Origin of the sequence: Nitratireductor luteus, from assembly GCF_026162365.1 — a bacterium.
Lineage (GTDB): Bacteria > Pseudomonadota > Alphaproteobacteria > Rhizobiales > Rhizobiaceae > Chelativorans > Chelativorans luteus.
In genome coordinates this window covers 188,539-206,686 of record NZ_JAOANW010000008.1, presented here as the reverse complement: position 1 = coordinate 206,686, position 18,148 = coordinate 188,539, and the positions used below count along the sequence as shown (strand labels likewise).

Annotated in this window: 14 protein-coding genes, 1 tRNA gene and 1 pseudogene; 8 read left to right on the top strand and 8 right to left on the bottom strand. The window is 62.5% G+C overall.

The annotated features are described in order from the left end of the window. The first annotated feature begins 104 nt into the window (after window positions 1-104). Complete coding sequence (locus N1058_RS13420; RefSeq protein WP_265518072.1) at window positions 105-1,232, top strand: ATP-dependent DNA helicase; 1,128 nt, start codon at window positions 105-107, stop codon at window positions 1,230-1,232. On the opposite strand, the gene N1058_RS13415 is transcribed toward N1058_RS13420, so the two are convergent. After that, complete coding sequence (locus N1058_RS13415; protein ID WP_265518071.1) at window positions 1,233-1,640, bottom strand: SpoIIAA family protein; 408 nt, start codon at window positions 1,638-1,640, stop codon at window positions 1,233-1,235. Between the two features lie 205 nt (window positions 1,641-1,845). On the opposite strand from N1058_RS13415, the gene N1058_RS13410 reads away from it, so the two are divergent. After that, window positions 1,846-2,640, top strand: coding sequence for a pyridoxine 5'-phosphate synthase (locus N1058_RS13410; protein WP_265518070.1), 795 nt, complete (start codon window positions 1,846-1,848; stop codon window positions 2,638-2,640). On the opposite strand, the gene N1058_RS13405 is transcribed toward N1058_RS13410, so the two are convergent. Then, complete coding sequence (locus N1058_RS13405; protein WP_265518069.1) at window positions 2,641-3,537, bottom strand: SDR family oxidoreductase; 897 nt, start codon at window positions 3,535-3,537, stop codon at window positions 2,641-2,643. 143 nt (window positions 3,538-3,680) lie between these two features. Between N1058_RS13405 and N1058_RS13400 the strand changes: the two genes are divergently transcribed. From N1058_RS13400 to ilvC, 3 genes are all read left to right on the top strand, one after another. After that, entirely contained in the window at window positions 3,681-4,088 is a 408-nt protein-coding gene (locus N1058_RS13400) for a winged helix-turn-helix transcriptional regulator (protein ID WP_265518068.1), read from the top strand. A gap of 138 nt (window positions 4,089-4,226) precedes the next feature. Further along, on the top strand, window positions 4,227-4,877 hold the full coding sequence (locus tag N1058_RS13395; protein WP_265518067.1) for a TetR/AcrR family transcriptional regulator C-terminal domain-containing protein: 651 nt from the start codon (window positions 4,227-4,229) through the stop codon (window positions 4,875-4,877). Between the two features lie 46 nt (window positions 4,878-4,923). Continuing rightward, window positions 4,924-5,943, top strand: coding sequence for a ketol-acid reductoisomerase (gene ilvC, locus N1058_RS13390; RefSeq protein ID WP_265518066.1), 1,020 nt, complete (start codon window positions 4,924-4,926; stop codon window positions 5,941-5,943). Window positions 5,944-6,016: 73 nt separating this feature from the next. Here the strand turns inward: ilvC and N1058_RS13385 are convergent. Together N1058_RS13385 and N1058_RS13380 are read right to left on the bottom strand one after the other, a co-directional pair. Next, window positions 6,017-6,124, bottom strand: a pseudogene (locus N1058_RS13385) (BA14K family protein); the annotation flags it as partial. A 609-nt stretch (window positions 6,125-6,733) separates the two neighbouring features. Continuing rightward, window positions 6,734-7,201 (bottom strand): BA14K family protein, encoded by a 468-nt coding sequence (locus tag N1058_RS13380; RefSeq protein ID WP_265518065.1) that lies wholly within the window; start codon window positions 7,199-7,201, stop codon window positions 6,734-6,736. Window positions 7,202-7,420: 219 nt separating this feature from the next. On the opposite strand from N1058_RS13380, the gene N1058_RS13375 reads away from it, so the two are divergent. From N1058_RS13375 to N1058_RS13365, 3 genes are all read left to right on the top strand, one after another. Then, window positions 7,421-8,533: an endonuclease/exonuclease/phosphatase family protein gene (locus N1058_RS13375; protein WP_265518064.1), complete on the top strand. Its 1,113-nt coding sequence runs from the start codon at window positions 7,421-7,423 to the stop codon at window positions 8,531-8,533. A gap of 248 nt (window positions 8,534-8,781) precedes the next feature. Continuing rightward, entirely contained in the window at window positions 8,782-9,702 is a 921-nt protein-coding gene (locus tag N1058_RS13370) for a PhzF family phenazine biosynthesis protein (protein WP_265518063.1), read from the top strand. Window positions 9,703-9,884: 182 nt separating this feature from the next. Next, window positions 9,885-9,960, top strand: a tRNA-Lys gene (locus tag N1058_RS13365). 182 nt (window positions 9,961-10,142) lie between these two features. Here the strand turns inward: N1058_RS13365 and N1058_RS13360 are convergent. From N1058_RS13360 to N1058_RS13345, 4 genes are all read right to left on the bottom strand, one after another. Next, complete coding sequence (locus N1058_RS13360; RefSeq protein ID WP_265518062.1) at window positions 10,143-10,814, bottom strand: DUF2726 domain-containing protein; 672 nt, start codon at window positions 10,812-10,814, stop codon at window positions 10,143-10,145. 211 nt (window positions 10,815-11,025) lie between these two features. Then, a complete protein-coding gene (locus N1058_RS13355) occupies window positions 11,026-11,340 on the bottom strand; it encodes a hypothetical protein (protein WP_265518061.1) in 315 nt (104 codons plus the stop codon). Window positions 11,341-11,582: 242 nt separating this feature from the next. Next, the gene (locus tag N1058_RS13350; RefSeq protein ID WP_265518060.1) at window positions 11,583-16,184 is read right to left on the bottom strand and encodes a translocation/assembly module TamB domain-containing protein; all 4,602 of its coding nucleotides are present in this window, start codon (window positions 16,182-16,184) and stop codon (window positions 11,583-11,585) included. Next, complete coding sequence (locus N1058_RS13345; RefSeq protein ID WP_265518204.1) at window positions 16,181-18,037, bottom strand: autotransporter assembly complex protein TamA; 1,857 nt, start codon at window positions 18,035-18,037, stop codon at window positions 16,181-16,183. The genes N1058_RS13350 and N1058_RS13345 overlap by 4 nt, the downstream gene beginning before the upstream one ends. Window positions 18,038-18,148 lie beyond the last annotated feature (111 nt).

Below are 18,148 nucleotides of genomic sequence, written 5' to 3'. Positions count from 1 at the left end.
GTCGCGGCCTTACATCCCGTAAAGATGCCCGTTCATGCGAAGCCGGCGCCCGCCGCCCCGAACACGCCTTGCATACAGCTGTCGAATCCTGTTCTTCACCATTCATGGATTTTTCGCCGCAACAGGATGAGGCCCTGAAGGCCGTGTCGCGCTGGCTGAGGGACGGGAGCACCCAGGTCTTCCGCCTGTTCGGCTATGCAGGGACCGGCAAGACCACGCTGGCGCGCTACTTTGCCGAACATGTGGACGGCGACGTGCAGTTCGCCGCCTTCACGGGCAAGGCCGCACAAGTGCTGCGCTCGAAGGGGGCGAGCAATGCCCGCACCATTCATTCGCTGATCTACCGGCCGCGCGGCGAGGAACAGGTCGAGGACGAGATCACCGGCAAGACCTCGATGTCGCCCACTTTCTCGCTCAACCGGCAGAGCCCCATATCGAAGGCCAAGCTGGTGATCATCGACGAGTGCTCGATGGTTGACGAAGCGCTGGGGCGGGATCTCCTGTCCTTTAGCACGCCGATCCTCGTCCTGGGCGATCCGGGACAGCTTCCGCCCATATCCGGTGGCGGCTTCTTCACCGAGCATGAGCCGGATCACCTGTTGACGGAAATCCACCGCCAGGCGCGTGACAATCCCATCATCCAGCTTGCGCTCGATGTGCGTGAGGGGCGGGAAATCATGTATGGCGACTACGGGACGGCGCAGGTCGTCGGCAAGGCCGATGTGGACCGCGAGATGGTTCTTGCGGCCGATCAGGTGCTGGTCGGCACGAACAGAACACGGCGGCGCTATAATCAGCGCCTGCGCGAATTGAAGGGCTTCGATGCCATGTATCCCCAGGCGGGCGACAAGCTCGTGTGCCTGCGCAACGATCCCGCAAAGGGGCTTCTCAACGGTTCGCTGTGGAAGGTGATGACCTCGTCGAAGGAGACCGTGAAGCCCGGCATCAACCTTCTGGTCGCACCGGAGGAAGACGATCCCGACCGGGGCGTGGCCAAGATCAAGCTCCTGAAGGCCGTGTTCGAGAATCCGGAGGGCGACATTCCGTGGCAGACCAAGAAGCGCTATGACGATTTCGACTTCGGCTATGCACTGACCGTGCACAAGGCGCAGGGTTCCCAGTGGAACGATGTGGTTCTGTTCGATGAAAGCTACGCCTTTCGCGACACGCGCCAACGCTGGCTCTACACGGCGATCACTCGGGCGGCGGAGCGGCTGACCATCGTGCGTTGATCAGACTTCGGGCGGCGCGGGTTCGGCTCCCAGCCAGTCCCACGCATCGTTTTGCTGCTCCAACTCGAAATGCTTCATGTCCATGGAAAAAAACGGCTTGAAGAACGCCATGGTGGGGCCCATCCAGGATGGTCCGCCGACGACGGCGTATTTGCGAATGTGCTTGAGCGCATTCGTTTTGCCCAGCATCGACTTTTCCTTGAAAGCCGCGCTCCAGTCGAAGCCCTCATAGTCGTGTATGATGACGATGAGATCGATCTTCTCGTGCAGCGTATAGGCCCCTTCCAGGAGCCCATACAGGTTTTCCATATCGGACGCGGTGATATGGCCCGTTATCTCGAAGGCATAGGCATCGTCGCGGCTTGTGTCGATACGGCGGATGTTGGGTGGGTTCTCATTGATCAGCATGGCTCGTCTGGACGCTTTTTCTGTCATCTGGTTCAACGCTAAGTGGACCTGTCAGTTCCCTTCAAACCCTGTATAGGATGCGGCATAAGAGCATGATTCCGAAAAATGGGCACCGGCCCAGGAAAGATCATGCGCCAACAAGGAGATAGATCAAAGTGGCGATTCAACGAAACGTCACCCTGATCTAGTCAAGTCAGGGATCGTCATGCCGGCCAAGCTTTCCGTCAATCTCAATGCCATCGCCATGTTGCGCAATCGCCGCGACCTACCCTGGCCCAGCGTGACCGGGATCGGACGCATCGCGCTTGAGGCCGGCGCGCACGGCCTGACCGTGCATCCACGGCCGGACGAGCGTCATATCCGCTTCTCGGACCTGCCGAAAATCCGGGCATTGATCGACGATTCCTTCCCCGAGACCGAATTCAATATCGAGGGCTACCCGAGCGAGGCATTCCTGGTACTGGTGGAAGAGCATCAGCCCAACCAGGTGACGCTGGTGCCCGACGATCCGTCGCAGGCGACCTCCGATCATGGCTGGCCTTTTCGACAGAGCCTCGATTTCCTGAAACCTGTGGTTCAACGCTTGAAGCGGCAGGGCATTCGTGTGTCGCTGTTCAGCGACCCCGATGTGCCGGAAGCCGAGCTTGCAATCGCGCGGGAGACGGGAGCGGACCGTATCGAGCTTTACACGGGCCCTTATGGCGCTTGCTTCGATGATTCCGCAAAAGCCGCTATCGAGTTGGAAAAGCTTGGCAAAACAGCCGCGCTTGCGGCCGGTTTCGGCCTTGGCGTCAATGCCGGCCATGACCTCACCGTGGCCAATCTGCCGGCGGTTGCAACGCGGATACCCGCGCTGGCGGAAGTCTCCATCGGCCACGGGCTGACTGCCGACGCACTGGAGCATGGCATGGCCGAGACAGTGAGGCGCTTCCTTAAAGCCTGCAAGGGGGTAGAGCCCTTGGCGGCCGCGAGCGCAGGATACGCCCGCGGCGGGGGCTGATTACTCGGTGGCGCCGGAAAGAAGCGCCTTGCTCTCTTCCAGGAAAGCCGTGAGCGGCTTCTGCGTGCTGCCCGTTAGTTTTTCGAAGTCTCCGGTGACCTCGGCCAATCCCCCAGCGCGGGCATTGGCCTCGAAGGAGACGAGCAGCGGGATGAAAGCCTCCGATACACCGGCGGCCTTCATGCCCTCGGCAAGAGCCTCGTCGTTCAAATCCACCACCTTGACGGGCTTGCCCGTCGCCTCGGCGGCTAATGCCGCGATTTCGGCGTTCGTGTATGCTTTCGCGCCGGTCAGCGTGTAGGTGGCATTGGCAGCCGGGCCCTTGGCCAGGGAGGCGGCGATCGCGCGTGCCACGTCGTCCCGGGCAATATGGGCGGTCTTTCCATCCCCGGCCGATGTATACCAGGTGCCCGACCGAACCGTCTGGGGCAGGCTCATCAGCAGATTTTCCTGATACCAACTGTTGCGGAAGATCGTATAGGTAATGCCGGAAGCTTTCAGCGTCTGTTCGGTCCCATAGTGATCCGGTGCGAACAAAACTGGGTTGCCCGGCTCGGTCTTGGGCATGGACGTATAGGCCAGATGCTTGACGCCGGCATTTGCGGCCGCTTCAACCGCCGCCTTGTGCTGGCGCAATCGCTTGCCGGGTTCGTCAAGTGCGTCGGTCGAGATAATCAGGACGGTCTCAGCCCGGCCAGAAGCGTCCGAAAGGCTGTGCGCATCGTCAAAATCGACCTTTGCGGTCTCGACGCCCCTGGCGGCCAGCGCGTCCAGTTTCGACGGATCGCGGGAGCCGGCGATGAGTCGGGCCGGGGCTAGTTTTTCCGTTTCGAGCAGATGTTTCACCACGAGACCGCCCAACTGCCCCGAAGCGCCGGTGATAAGTATCTTGTTCATGTTCAATCCCGTTGGTGAGGTTGTTGTCTCTTTTTGAGAGCAGGGCTAAAATAGGTATCACTGAGCCTTCGTAAAGAAGGCAGTTTTCGAGCCGGTGGTTATCGATTGGGAACCACCTCTTCTAATTCGACTGGAGGCGACATATGGATGCCAAGCCCATTAATCTTGGGGCTAAGCTGGAAGCCTACAGGGCGGCCGGCGATGGACAAAACCTGGGCGATTGTCCCGTGCGTGACGTCATCAACAATATAGGCGGCAAATGGAACTCGCTGATCATGCTCGCGCTGGCCGAGCAGCCCTATCGCTTCGGGGCGCTGCGGCGGCTCGTGCCGGACATTTCCCAGCGCATGCTCACGCAGACGCTTCGTGACCTGCAGCGCGATGGCTATGTGCATCGCGAAGTCTTCCCCACCACTCCGCCAAGCGTGGAATACAGTCTTACCGACCTTGGCCGTTCGATGTTCGAACCGCTACACGCGCTCGTGCACTGGGCCGAATGCAATCACGGGAAGGTGAGGAAAGCGCGGGCGCTGTTCGACGCCAATCAATAATGGGCAGCCTTGTGCCTTGTGTATGCGGGGCACCATGTCCAGTTTTGCCATCCGGCTTGTAATCCTGGCTTGAAAACCTTGCCGGCTTGTGACAGAACCGTACCGTACGGTACGATTTATTGCGAGGCGCCGGTGGGTATGACCGCCAGGATCAGCGACGACGAATTCACACCGCGCCAGAGCGCGGTGCTCGAATGCGCGCTCGAACTGCTGGTGGCAGGCGGCGAGAAGGCGTTGACGACGGCCGGCGTGGCGCGCGCGGCAAGTTGCTCGAAGGAAAGCCTCTACAAGTGGTTCGGCGACCGCGACGGTTTGCTGGCGGCGATGATCGCCTATCAAGCGAGCAAGGTGCGCGCCTTTTCCGATGACGGCGGCATGATGGATGCGGCGCGTTTTCGCGCCCATCTGGTCGATTTCGCCCACGATCTCCTGCAGGTTCTGGCGGGAGATGTCTCGCTGGCGCTCAACCGGCTTGCTATCGGCCAGGCGAGCCGGGAGGGCAACCGGCTGGCGCGGCTCCTGATCGAGCGCGGCCGGCGGCGGATCGACAGCCGGGCGTGCGCGCTTTTGGAAGCGGGCATGCGGCGCGGCCTCATCCGCTACGAGGATCGCGACGACGTCTACCACACGCTTTACGGGCTGATCGTGCGCGATCTGCATGTGCGAATGCTGCTGGGCGAGGAGGGCGCGCGCCGGCCTATACACTTTGCCGATCAGGCGGAGCGCGCCGTGGAAAGGTTTCTGGCGCTGTTTGCGGCGCGGGAAGAGGAGCGGGCTGGCGGCATCTGAAGTGCGTCATGCCGAATATCGAGAACCTGATGGAAGGAAACGAATAATGCGTGTCTATTATGATCGCGATGCCGATCTCAACCTGATCAAGTCGAAGAAGGTGGCTATTATTGGCTATGGCAGCCAGGGCAGGGCGCATGCGCTGAACCTGAAGGATTCGGGCGCCAAGGATGTGGCCGTGGCGCTACGCGCCGGCTCCTCGACCGCCAAAAAGGCCGAGGCCGACGGCTTCAAGGTGATGACGGTGGCGGAAGCGGCCGGCTGGGCCGACCTGATGATGATGGCCACCCCGGACGAGTTGCAGGCCGGCATCTATGCTTCGGAGATCGCCCCGAACATCCGTGACGGCGCCGCAATCGCGTTTGCCCACGGCCTCAACGTTCATTTCGGCCTGATCGAGCCGAAGAAGACCGTCGACGTGCTGATGGTCGCGCCCAAGGGCCCGGGCCATACGGTGCGCAGCGAATATCAGAAGGGCGGCGGCGTGCCGTGCCTGGTGGCGGTTCACCAGGACGCATCGGGCAACGCGCTCGACCTCGGCCTTTCTTATGCCTGCGGCGTTGGAGGCGGTCGCTCGGGCATCATCGAGACGACATTCCGGGAGGAATGCGAAACAGATCTTTTCGGCGAGCAGGTGGTGCTATGCGGCGGCCTGGTGGAACTTATCCGTGCCGGCTTCGAAACCCTCGTCGAGGGCGGCTATGCCCCGGAAATGGCCTATTTCGAGTGCCTTCACGAGGTGAAGCTGATCGTCGACCTCATCTATGAGGGCGGCATCGCCAACATGAACTACTCGATCTCCAACACCGCCGAGTGGGGCGAATATGTCACCGGCCCGCGCATCATCACCGATGAAACCAAGGCGGAGATGAAGCGTGTCCTGAAAGACATCCAGTCGGGCCGTTTCACGTCGGAATGGATGCAGGAATGGCATTCGGGCGCAGCCCGCTTCAAGGCAACGCGCCGTCTCAACGACACCCACCAGATTGAGGAAGTGGGCGAGAAGCTGCGCGGCATGATGCCCTGGATCGCCAAGAACAAGCTGGTGGACAAAGAGAAGAACTAAGGCGCATCCGCAAGACATATTTACCGGCCGCGGAGCGATCCGCGGCCGGTGTTTTCTTGCGAAGCAATGGCCGCTATCGCCCGTAAGGCGACCGGCATATTCTGCGTGGCCCCTTGTAAGGTTGGAAGGTGTTGTCCGATGCGCGGTAGGAGCGGTAGCGGTCGCGGCACCAGGCCATATGCGCGGCTCGTTGCCCGTGGCCCGGCCTGATCGCGGGACGGGTGGGCACCGTTTCGAATAGGAGGCGATCGCCGCGGTAGAAGGGGCTGATGTCTCGATATCGGCGGTATTCTGGCAAGTCGAACCTGTGCGTTCTGTAGTTTCGATAGTACGGAGTATCCCAGTAGGGCCGATAGCGTTCCCAGCCTCGACGTTGCAGATGCGGGTGCGTGCCGCTTCTGAGCTCGATGCTGAAGCCGCCGCCGCTATGGCGTATTCGTGGCCCATGGTCGGAAATCCGGGCAACCGCCGCCTTGTGCGGAACGGTCACCGGCGCCCGTATGGAGAAAACCTCCGCACGGACGCCGGTTCCCGTCATGCAGGCCAGCAGAAGGGAAATGATGACTTTCGGAAATACGGACACAATAAAATTTCCTGAAATAGCTTGCAGTATAGGTGTACTGTATAGCTAAACACGGCCTTGAAAAGTCGAACTGTAACAATTAAAGCTTGAGCCGATTTGCTCCTCTATCGGCCATGGAACACGGTCGGAACCTGCTCCGTCACGATGTGCCGGCGCTACATTCTTAAGAAGCCGCTGGCGGCATTGCGCCGCCAACGATGCCAGGTATCAGTACATGTAAGGCGAACGGCACGCCCTGCGCGGTCCGTTATAGGGCTGGAACGTGTTGTCGTAAGCCCTATAGGAGCGGTAGCGGTCGTAGCACCAGCTCACATGCTGCCTGCTCAGGCGATAGGAACGCTCTGGACGTGGGCGCACATAATAGGGCCGCGCATAATGCGGTCGTGCATAGTAGGGCGGACGGTAGCGGTAGCCACCGGTTCCAAACTCGAAATAGATGCCCATGCGCGGCTTGTCATGGCGGCGTTTGAAGTGCCGCTTGCGTCCGTGGCGATAGCGCCGGTCATGAACCTTTTGAACCGAGGCTGACGGGTTCGCGGTGTCGGCCGTGGTCCGCACGGGATCGACGCTTGTACCGGCCACCGACAGCGCCGACGCATTGGCGGCGCCGGAACCGGCCATGATACCGAGCGCGACCAGACCGGAAAATGTGAGGGTCGAGAGGCGATGTCTCATGAGAACACTCCTTCTTTCCAGCGATGTCCAAGCCGACCCATCGCCGATTTACACAAGGGTCATTATCCCAGATGCCTTATGAATGCGGCATGAATGCAAAGGTTGCAGCCGCCAGTCCGCCCACCAAAAGAGGAAGAACAATCGGGTTTACCCGATTGCGCCGTATGGCGGGCGAAGGATGCTTGCCTTTTGACCGTTCCGAGGGCAGAAACTGGAAACATGTCGGTCCGGATCGCCACCTTCAACGTCGAAAACCTGATGAACCGGTTCGATTTTTCCGGATATCGCAACGAGTTGCGACAGGACCGGGCACTGGCGTTGTTCGATATTGCCGACGAAGACGAGTACCGCGAACTGGAGCGGGCGCGGACCATCGCCCACACCGACGATGCGAGGCAACTGACGGCGCTGGCCACCGCCTCCACCCGCGCCGATATCCTGTGCTTGCAGGAAGTCGACAATCTGGCCGCGTTGAAGGCTTTCGAGTACGGCTACCTGTTCAAGATGATAGGCAGCGGATACCGCGAGAAATACTCCACCGCCGGAAATGATGGGCGCGGCATCGACGTGGCCGTGATGATGCGCCTGGAAACCGCCGATGGGCAACCGATCGAATTCGAGCGCATGACCAGCCATGCGCATCTGACATTCGAGGCGCTGGATCTGTACAACGAGCGGCTGGCCGCTATGGGGATCGAGGCAAACGAGCGCATTTTCCGGCGCGACTGCCTCGAGATCGATCTGCGCATCGGCGGCCGTCCGTTCACGCTTTACGGCGTGCACTTCAAGGCAATGAGCCCTCCGCGCGGCGATCTCGACGGCCGCCAGGCCTCGATGCCGGTCCGCATCGCGGAAGCTGTTGCCGTGCGTCGCATCATCGAGGAGCGCTTCGGGGCGGACAAGGCCGGCGAGAAGCGCTGGGCAGTCTGCGGTGACCTGAACGACTATCGCGAGCGTGTGGTGATTGGCGGGGACGCCCATTCCGGCTTTACGTTCGAGGTCGCGCACGAGGCGCAGTCCAGCCTCAACATCCTGACGGAAGGCGGGTTCTGCGAGAATGTCGTCGAGCGTCGCCCGGAGATGGACCGCTGGACGCTCTATCATAGCCGGGGACCGGAGGAGCGACACCTTTGTCAACTCGACTATCTGCTGCTCTCGCCGTCGCTCGCTGGCCGCAACGCGCGCGCGATGCCCGACATCGTGCGGGCGGGACAGCCCTACCGCACCGTGTTTCCGCCGGGGCAGGAGGTCGAACGTTTTCCCCGCACGGGATGGGACCGGCCAAAGGCCTCGGACCATTGCCCGGTGGCGATCACGCTGGACATCGTGTGAACGGGCCGTTGGGATCGATTATAGCGTTATGCATTCAGGTGGGATCATCTGGCGTCCGCATGAATGCGGCAAACAAGAAGATGGAGCGTCCCTTGTATGTCCAAATGGACGCATGGCGCTGTAGAGCAATTTCAGGAAAAGTGGAAACCGGTTTTTTCCGTTCGGGATTTGCGTAAAATCAAATGGTTGGATCATTTCACCGTTTCCATGAAATGGTGAAATGACCTAGATGCCGGCAGGGAGGGAACATGCGTCCACGCAAGTATACTGTCTATGATGTCTTCACCCAGTCCGTTCTTTCGGGCAACCCGTTGGCGATCGTGCTCGATGCCGAGGGGCTGGACGACGCACAAATGCAGAAGATCGCCGGCGAGTTCAACCTGTCCGAGACTGTTTTCGTCCGCCCGCCGGAAAATCCGGTTCACACTGCCAACATCCGCATATTCACGCCTCGAACGGAGCTTCCCTTCGCCGGCCATCCCACCGTGGGAACCGCAGTCGCCCTGGCACAGTGCAATGGCGGTGAGGAAGGGAGCGACCGGAATACCTCGATCATCGTCCTGGAGGAAAAAGTGGGGCCGGTGCGCTGCGCGGTGACGACGGGCCGGGGAACGGCTTTCGCCGAGTTCGATCTCCCCCTGCTGCCGGAACGTCTGGCCTTCGACGTGCCTGCCGAATCGGTGGCCGCAGCGCTGGGGCTTGCCTACAATCAGATCGGCTTCGAGAACCATGTCATCACCGGCTGGTCTGCCGGCGTTCCCTATATCTGCGTTCCCGTGACCGATCTTCGCGCGGCGGCACAGGTTCGCTTGGATGGCGCGCTGTGGCGGGATTTGGTGCAGTCGGACAGCGACATCATGGCCGATCCCTATGTCTATTGCAGGGAGACGGTGAACCATGACTGCTCCTTCCATGCGCGCATGTTCGCGCCCGATGCGGGTATCGCCGAAGATCCCGCCACCGGCTCGGCCGCGGCCGCCTTTGCAGGCGCGATTCTGATGCACGACGAGCCGGTGGATGGGGCGTACGGCTTCTGGATCGAGCAGGGGATCGAAATGGGCAGACCGTCACGAATCAGGCTGGAAATGGATGTCGCCAGCCGGAAGCTGGAAGGGGCCCGGATCGGTGGCGGAGCGGTGAAGGTCGCCGAGGGAGCGCTGTATTTGTGACAGCATAAGCCGTTTCCCGTTCCCGGAAATAAGTCGCTGCGCAGCGTTCTACGACAAAAGCCGCGCGCGGCGCAAAAGTGCCCCCGCGGGGCTTGCATGTGCGCCGGAGACACGTTAATGAGCGCGACGTTCGCCGGACCAACCGGCGGACAAGAGGCGCCACTGATTGCGGCGCAACGGTCGGGTGATTAGCTCAGTTGGTAGAGCAGCTGACTCTTAATCAGCGGGTCGTAGGTTCGATCCCTACATCACCCACCAATCTTTTCAATGAGATAGCATGTATGGGTGTTTGCGCCGAACTATGGTGCAGCCCTAAGGCAAGCATGCCAGCGGGAGTTGCCGATCACTCGCGAATGATCCGCAGATGTAGTCCGGCAGTTTTCTTTTCCTGTGCCGTTGCCGAGATCAGGCCTGCCGAATATCGCATTCTCGATTGCTTGTCATGGGGCAGGCCGTTGTTGGGGGGCAACGGGCTTATCCACCAGTTTCTCAACCAACTGCCTTAGCTCGGACGGAGTGGTGTGACCGGAGACGACCTCGTGATAGCCGATGCCTGCACGCCGCAGCGCCTCCTTCTTGACCGCATCGCGCGCTGCTGCAGTGCCCTGATGATGCCCACCACCTTGATATTCAATCACATGCCGAGCCTGGCAGTTCTCGTCCATCAGAAGTAGGTCAACCCGTTTGGAGTTTATGCAGCTGTACGCGTCCGCATTCCTGCTGCGGAGAATCTCTCCCAAAGACACTTGCGCCATCACCTGCCAACTCGGGTTGCAGCTGATCACCATGCCGTCGAGTTCCTTGAATACGCGTGCTTCACTCTTGTTGAGGAGTGGTTGGATAGTGAAATTTGCACCCATGACAATCCGCAACTGGTCAGCGGCATCGACTTTCCTTGGTGCCTGCAGATCAGGCCTGATATTCCACTGTCTGCTAACGGTGTTGCCCCAACCGCGCTTTTTCTGCCAGCGCCAGCGGTTTCTTTCCCGCCATGTCTGTTGTCGCATCTCGGACAAAAAGCGCTCGATGGTCATGCCAGCAAAAGCGCCGACGAGAAGTATGGCGATCAGGAGATGAGGCTTTTCAGTTAGCGCGACAATCTCTGGAGGCATACCGGCATTCTAGCTTTGTCATGCAAAAAAGTCATTAGACGACGGCATTACGCCGAGATCTGGTTACTGATGTTAGTGATGATGAGCATTAGGAGGCGCGACTTGGTCCCTGCGACAAAGCCTTGCCTGCGCCATACCTTGGTCTGGTCAGGATAGATGAGCGGTACGGCAATGAGAAAAGAGTATTGGTAGGCGGGGCCGATGTCTCGGATCAATTTCGACTAACGACGCCGCGCGGCCCGCGCTCGTCGTGCTCGCCCGGTTCGATCTCCTCGACCCGATAAAGTTTCTCATCCCGGAAGGCGCTGGCGAATTCGGTGGATACGCCGTCGCCCGGCTTGGCGGGAAGGTCGAGGAAATCCGTCTCTGCCTCCGCCGCGACGATGCGCGCATCGGCGATGGACCGGGCGCGGACGACGAGTTCGCCTTTCGGCGCGGCCAAATCCCAGTTCGGGTCGGAAGCCGGCGCGTCAGGTATAAGTCGGAACAGCCTTAGCCGCTCGGCATCGTCGGGACCGGTATTCATACCCACTCCTCCCGGTTTGTGTCGGATATCCCTGTATCAACGGCAAAAGGCCGCGGGCCGTTCCACGCCGGAGCCATTCATCCACTTTTCTTATAATTTTCTCAGGAGTGGGCGGAACTTCCAGCCGGGTTGGCGATTGATGTTTCAACGGCACGCGCCCCCCCGCCCCAAGCCCCACACTGCGTGCCGTTTGCCGGCTTTTTGAGCCGGCTTCTTTTTGGGCGCCGACTTCTCTTGGCGCGTCAGTAGTCTTTCTCGTAAAAGAGGCCGAGGCTTGAATCGCCATCGGAGCCGACGGAACCGCGGGCTTTCAGGTTCTCGGTGATGTCGAGATTGATGGTGCCGCGGGTGGTTCCCTTCGCCCCGGCCTCCACGCCAAGATAGATGTTTTCCTGGATATAGCGGCCGGCGCGTACGGCCGCGTTGCCCTCGCTGTCGGTGACCACGTCAAGGTCGTCAAGACCTGTGGCGTCGCGTAGCGAGCCGATGAGCGAGGTGTTTGCGCCGCCCGCCAGTTCGGCTGCCGCTGCGGCCAGCTGGGCCAGTTGCAGAGGCGACAGTTCGCCGATGCCGCGCTTGAAGATCAACTGCGCCAGCACCTCGTCCTCGGGAAGTTCGGGCTGCGAGGAGAAGCTGATGTCGAGATCCGACACGCGTCCCGCCACGGTGATGAAGACCGTGATGTCGCCGCTGGTCGAACGTGCGACAAAGTTGAGATAGGGGTCGAGATCGCCCACCAGCGTCACCGTTCCCTCGTCGAAAACGATGCGCTGGCCGAGAATGGAAAGGCGTCCGCGTATCAGCCGGAAGCCGCCGATGGGCTGGATGGAAGTGACGGGACCGGTCAGCCGGACAGAGCCGCCGAGTTCGGCGTCGAGACCGCGCCCGCGAACGAAGATTCGCGCCGGCGCGTCGACCCGGACATCCAGGCGCAGGACGCTTGGCCGTCCGCCGGGCACCGGTGTTCCGTCATCGGCACGGGCGCGCCGCAGCGTTGCGGCCACGTCCGGCGGCGGCGAGATGTGGCGGACATCGATGTGCTCTGCGCCACCTCCCAGTCGGTCGGGCACCAGGATTTCAGCACGGTCGACGGCCAGATCACCCGAAAGCAGGGGATCACGCGTAAGCGGGCCCCTGAGCGCCAGCGCGCCACTCATTGTCGCGGTGACCATGTCGCCATCGGCATATCGGGCTTCATCGAGCCTTATGGTAAGGTCTGCGGGAAACCCTGCAGCCGCGCTGGTCGAGATCGTGCCGGAAAGGGCGACGGTGCCGCCGGCGGCGAGAGCAGCCGTGGCGGAGCGGATGGTGACGGTGTCGCCCTGCAACGCAGCATCCAGCGTGATGTCGTTGAGACGCAGATTGGTCATGGGGTCGACGGCGGCGCCATCCCGGGTCGAGATCGAGCCGCTTAGCGATGGATTTTCAAGGCTGCCCCCAATCCTGATGTCGGCAAGCAGCGTCCCGGCAAGCTGGGTGCCGCGGTCGGCCAGGAGACGGTTACCCAGCGCGAGCGGCACGCTGCCGCGCAGGTCGACGGCAAGGCCGCCGCCGCCAAGCGGTACGCGGCCGCTGGCTGACACGGAAAGCCCGGAGGGTCCGGACGCCTCGAGAGCGCTCAGCGTCACGGTCCGCTCGGCAAAGCTCCCATTCGCGCTGAGCTCGATCGGCCCCGCGCCGTACTCACGCAGGGGCTGGGCGCTGAGGCCCGAGGCATTGAGGCTGAACCGGGCACGCGGATCGGCCAGCGTCCCTGTGATGGCGGCATTGCCGGTCAGCGTTCCCGACAGATCCAGGTCCGGCATCCGCCGGTTCAGCAGGGACAGGGGAAAAGCTTGCAGTGTAACGTCGAGCGCGAGCTGACGGTCTTGATCCAGCGGCACGCTGCCTTCCATGCTGGCAGAAAGGCCGCCGGGGCTGTTCACATCCGCACGAAGCGAGAGCGTTTTGTCGGCCGTTCGGCCCTGCGCATCCACGTTTAGGGAAGCCACGCCCGCCTCCCGCAGAGCCTCGGCCACGATGCCGGTGCCTGTCACGTCGAAAGATATCTGCGGCGCATCCCGGCTGCCGCCGATCTCGGCGGTCCCGCTGACGGTGCCGCCGAGGGCCAGGTCGGGACGTATGGCGTTTGCGATGGAAAGCGGCACGCTGTCCAGGGAGACCGCGATGTCGAGCGTGTCGGCAGCTTCTCCGCGCGCGGTCACGGTTCCGCCCGCAATATCGAGCCGGATTTCGTCGAAGGTGATATCGGTGCCCTGGACGAGCAGCGTCGCCGGTTCCAGAAGCCGCGCGGCAACGCCCCCTTCCTGCACCTGCGCCTGGTCCAGCCGGAGTCTGTAGCCGCCATCCTGCGGCGCCAGAAGTCCGGCGATGTCGATCTGTGTGCCATGGGCGAGGCGGGCGTTAAGGTCGAACTCGGTCTGGCTGGCCTGGGTATCAGCGGTGGCATCCAGCACGGCCACATCCACGCCTGCTGCCGTAAGGTCTTCGGCGTGGAGGGTGCCTTCCACCCGCGGCACGCCGAAAAGGTTGCCGATTTCGGCCTCTATGTCGGCCATCCCCACGGACAGCCGGTCGCTTTCGAGATCGCGGATCGTCCCGTTTATCGTCGCATGCTGGCTCTCGCCGCGCGGCTGCAAGGTGATGCGCGCATTTGCCGAGCCGGTCGCCTCCACGAGAGCGAGGGCTGCGGCGGTCGATATATCGGGGGCGTCGAGGTTGAGTTCGCCCGTCAGCATGCCTTCCCGATCCTGCGCGATGTCGCCGCGCAGCCGGGTGCCTCCGGCCTGAAAATCGATGTCGTTCAGACGTTTTTCGCCGGAGGCGAGCACGATGTCGGTCTGCAGATCGACGCGTGCGCCATCGAGGAAGGCATCGCCTGTCAGCCGCCCGGCAAGCGAGCTGTCCCGGCGCATCCCGTCGAATACCAGGCTTGCGTCGGTAAGGGGCTTGCCGAGCAGGCTGCCTTCCTCGATGCGGGAAACCAGATTGAGGCTCAGGCCCTCGGCTCCGCCCACGGCGCTGCCCTCGACCAGGAGCCGCCCCGAGATCCGCTCGTCGATCAGCGAGAGATCGGCAAGGCCGCCGTTGAGCCTGAAATCGGCCGCATCGCTGGCATAGGTCCCGTCGGCGCGCAGCGTCAACTGGTCGTTGGCGATGGTGAAGCCGTCAGCCAGGATACCTTCGGGACCGCGGGCGATACGTCCCGAGATGCGCGTTTCGCCTTCAAGCAAGGGCGCGATCTGCTCGATGCCGAGACGAAGATCCTCGCCGACGCCGTCGAGCACCAGGTTGAAGGCGCCGCTGATCGGCCTGAGCTCGCCCGTCGCCTGCAGGTCGAGACTGCCGGCAAGCGCGCGGCCGGCGAAGCCTGAGAAGGGGGCGATGCTGGCGACTTCCACGCCTATGTCGCCGTGAAAGGCGAAGTCCGCCACGTCGCCGGCAAGCGATATTCCGAGGTCGTTTCCCGAAAGCCGGGCATCTGCGATCGTGAATGGCCGTCCCGCCGTCCAGCCACCGCTGGCTTCCAGGCGGACCGTATCGCCCAGGGCCTCGGCGATGTCGGCGCGCTCGGCGGTGATGCCGGCCACCGTACCGTCGATCTCATAGGTGACGTGGCGCTCGGCCGGGGTTTGGAGGTTCTCGGCGATGCCGCTCATGTCGAGCGTCGCGGTTTCCGCCGAAAATGTCGCCGTTTGGAGATCGTCGAGGTTCAGCACGGCTTGCCAGCGCTGGTTTCCGGCTTCGCCATAGGTGGCGGAGAGCGTGGCGCGACGCACCGACGTCTCGCCGCCGGCCACCGGCAGCAGCACGGCCTCAGCGTCGTCATCGCCGATTTCGGCATCGATCGAAAGCGAGGTCAGGAAGCCGTCGCTGGCCGTTTCCGCCGCCGCTTCCAGGGTAAGGGCGGCGCTGGAAAGCGTCAGGTTTTCGAGCAGGACGCCTCCGGCCTCCTTGGCCATGCCCGAGGCCTGGAGGCGGGTGTCCTCGCCGAAGAAGGCGCGAAAGCGCTCGGGCACGATGCGCGCGATCGGGCCGCCGACATCGACGTCGAAACCAAGCCCTCCGGCGCGCTGGCGGAACCGGCCCGTACCCTCCAGCACCGGCGCACCATCGGCGGCGAGCGTCATGTTGAGGTCAAGCTGGTCGATGGGGCCGGACCCAGCCAGGGTCAGGGCAAGCGGGGGGCGGCCTTCAATGTCGAGAAGGTTCGCAAGAACACCGTTTTCCGGCTCGCGCAGCGCGACGTCGAGATCAAGTTGCTTCGTTTCATTGGCATATTGCGCATCGAGGGCGAGGCGGCCGCCGGGCCCGTCCAGCCGGACGACGCGCAGTGACGTATCGAGCGAACCGCTTGCGATTGCCAGGCTGCCCTGGAGGGTGAGTACGGATTCGAGACCGAAGACATCTTGGTCGAAAGCAAGCCGCTCGATCTCCAGGTTCTCCAGATTGACCGCGATAGGAAGCTCGGGCACCTGCAGGGGCGCAGCTTCGGGGGCTGGAAGGTTCTCGTCGGGCAGCGGCCGGCGCAGCACTTGGATTTCCTCTGCGGCAAGCCTTTGCACTTCCAGCCGCTGGCGCAGGAGGAGGGTCGAGCGGCTCCAGTCGATGCGGGCATTGCTGATCCGCAGCCATACGCCCTCCCGGTCGGCAATGGTGATCTCGTCTATCGTCGCTTGCGAGGACAACGCCCCCTGGATGCCGCGTATGCGGATCTGTCGGTTGGGCGTGGAAAGTCTGTTCTCCAGGAGCTGAGTGAAGAACGACGCCTCCTCGGCCGCGTCCTGCGCCAGGGAGGGCGCAGCCGCCAGGATCAGCAAGAGAGCGAGCAGAAACCGTCTCAAAACGCTTGTCCTATTCCAACATAGAAGGCGACGCTCGGGTCGTCCGGACCCCGATCGAGCGGGACGGCGGCATCGAGCCTGATGGGGCCGAGGCCGGTCTGGTAGCGAAGTCCCGCCCCGACGCCGATCTTCAGATCCTCCGAGAAATCGGGGAAGGCTTCCGCGCCGACATAACCGGCATCGATGAAGCCGACGACACCGATGGACTGGGTAACGCGCGCGCGGATTTCACCTGAAAGCTCAATGAGGGAGCGTCCGCCGGAAACGCCGCCGGGCGCTTCGACACCGATATTGCGGTAGGCAAAGCCGCGTACCGAACCGCCGCCGCCCGCGAAGAAGAGTTTGTCGGGCGGGCTCTCGGCGATCGGCGGCTGGAGCAGCGTGCCGATCTTGGCGCGGCCGGCCAGGATCAGCCGGTTGTCGGCGTCGAGCGATTGATAGGTGCGAGCCTCCGCGACGATCCGGGTTGCGGCGTTGCTGTAGTTGAATTCGTAGTAGGGCTCGACTCTCAGTTCGGCGTAAATGCCCTCGGTCGCGTCGGCGGCGTTGTCGCGGCTGTCATAGGTGATACCGCCCAGGAAACCCGCCGTGACGAATTCGCGGGTGCCGAAATCGTCCTCGAACTTGGCAAAGCCGCCATTGACGAAGATGCGGCCGGACAATTCGTCGGTGAACCGGTGGGTGAAGCCCGTCTCCGCGGTCACACCCGTGCGGGTATAGGTTTCGAGCACTTCACGGTCGCCATAGAGCGAGGCGACAAAGTTGGTTTGCGGCGTGTAGACGCCGGGCCGGGTGAAGGTGGCGCCCAGGCGATAGGTGAAGTCCTGCGGATCTATGCTCTTGCCGATGCCCGCCACCTTGCCTTCGACGCGCAGGCTTTCGGCGCGGCCGAACAGGTTGCGGTGCAGCCAGTAGGCCTCGAGGCCTAACCCGTCCACCGTCGAGAACGAGCCGCCCACGCCGAAGCGGCGGGCAAGGCGTTCCTGCACGACGATGTTCAGCGGCAGGCTGCCGTCGGCTTCGATCTCGTCCGCCTCAACGATGCGGGCGGCGCGGAAAACGCCCAGCTCGATGAGCCGTTCGCGCGCCTTTCGAAGGTCGTCGGGGTCATACTCCTCGCCTGGCTCAAGCCCTGTCATCCACGCCACGAACGCATTGTTCATGCGTTCGGTGCCCTGCACGCCCACCGGTCCGTAGACGGCCCTGCGGCTTGGCGCGAGCTCTATCGTGGCGGCGATCGTGTCGCTTGCATGGGCGGCGGTGACACGGCTTTCTGCAATCTCGGCCTTGGCGTAGCCTTGCTGCCGCCATGCCTCCACCGAGAGCCGCCCGGCCTTGATGATGGTCTGCGAGCCGGCGATCTCGCCCTCGCGAAAACCTTCATCCGCCGGGGCCGCTACGAAGTCGTCAGGGTCAGCCGCCGGCGGCGCGGCGTTCACGATGCGTGCTTCGGAGAAGCGGAACAGCGGCCCCGGCTGGACCCTGACGGTGATCTGCGATGGGCTGGGCAGGTCGTCGATAAGCGGCAGGTTAGCGACTTCCCGTCCACCGATCGTGATGCTGATGGTGCCGCCATAGCGGGCTTCCGCGTAGAGCGCATCGAGGATGCGCCCGTAGTCGCCACGGGCCTTGGCGATAAGCCCGCCACTGCCGGAGGCGGGTTTGTCGCGATCGTTCCACAGGCTGGAAGCGGCTTTCAGTGCGCGCTCGATTTCGCTGTCCCCATTCTCGACGATGAAATCCATCGAGTAGAAATGCGGGGTGCCGATCACGTCGGCTTCGGCTTCCCGCTTTCCCTCGAAAAGCTTGAGGCCGAAGATTTCCAGGGCCGATGCCGGTGCAGGCGCGGCCATGGCAAGCGCGGTCGTTGCGAGCAGCAGACGCAGGCCGTTGGAGATTGCGCGCTCTGCTCTTCCACTACTCAACGAACTTGCCTCCCGGAACACGCGCACAACTGGGGTGGA

Excerpts from the sequence above, each read along its gene's own strand:
- N1058_RS13420 (WP_265518072.1), top strand. The coding sequence starts at position 105 with ATGGATTTTTCGCCGCAACAGGATGAGGCCCTGAAGGCCGTGTCGCGC.
- N1058_RS13415 (WP_265518071.1), bottom strand. The coding sequence starts at position 1,640 with ATGCTGATCAATGAGAACCCACCCAACATCCGCCGTATCGACACAAGC.
- N1058_RS13410 (WP_265518070.1), top strand. The coding sequence starts at position 1,846 with ATGCCGGCCAAGCTTTCCGTCAATCTCAATGCCATCGCCATGTTGCGC.
- N1058_RS13405 (WP_265518069.1), bottom strand. The coding sequence starts at position 3,537 with ATGAACAAGATACTTATCACCGGCGCTTCGGGGCAGTTGGGCGGTCTC.
- N1058_RS13400 (WP_265518068.1), top strand. The coding sequence starts at position 3,681 with ATGGATGCCAAGCCCATTAATCTTGGGGCTAAGCTGGAAGCCTACAGG.
- N1058_RS13395 (WP_265518067.1), top strand. The coding sequence starts at position 4,227 with ATGACCGCCAGGATCAGCGACGACGAATTCACACCGCGCCAGAGCGCG.
- ilvC (WP_265518066.1), top strand. The coding sequence starts at position 4,924 with ATGCGTGTCTATTATGATCGCGATGCCGATCTCAACCTGATCAAGTCG.
- N1058_RS13380 (WP_265518065.1), bottom strand. The coding sequence starts at position 7,201 with ATGAGACATCGCCTCTCGACCCTCACATTTTCCGGTCTGGTCGCGCTC.
- N1058_RS13375 (WP_265518064.1), top strand. The coding sequence starts at position 7,421 with ATGTCGGTCCGGATCGCCACCTTCAACGTCGAAAACCTGATGAACCGG.
- N1058_RS13370 (WP_265518063.1), top strand. The coding sequence starts at position 8,782 with ATGCGTCCACGCAAGTATACTGTCTATGATGTCTTCACCCAGTCCGTT.
- N1058_RS13360 (WP_265518062.1), bottom strand. The coding sequence starts at position 10,814 with ATGCCTCCAGAGATTGTCGCGCTAACTGAAAAGCCTCATCTCCTGATC.
- N1058_RS13355 (WP_265518061.1), bottom strand. The coding sequence starts at position 11,340 with ATGAATACCGGTCCCGACGATGCCGAGCGGCTAAGGCTGTTCCGACTT.
- N1058_RS13345 (WP_265518204.1), bottom strand. The coding sequence starts at position 18,037 with ATGGCCGCGCCTGCACCGGCATCGGCCCTGGAAATCTTCGGCCTCAAG.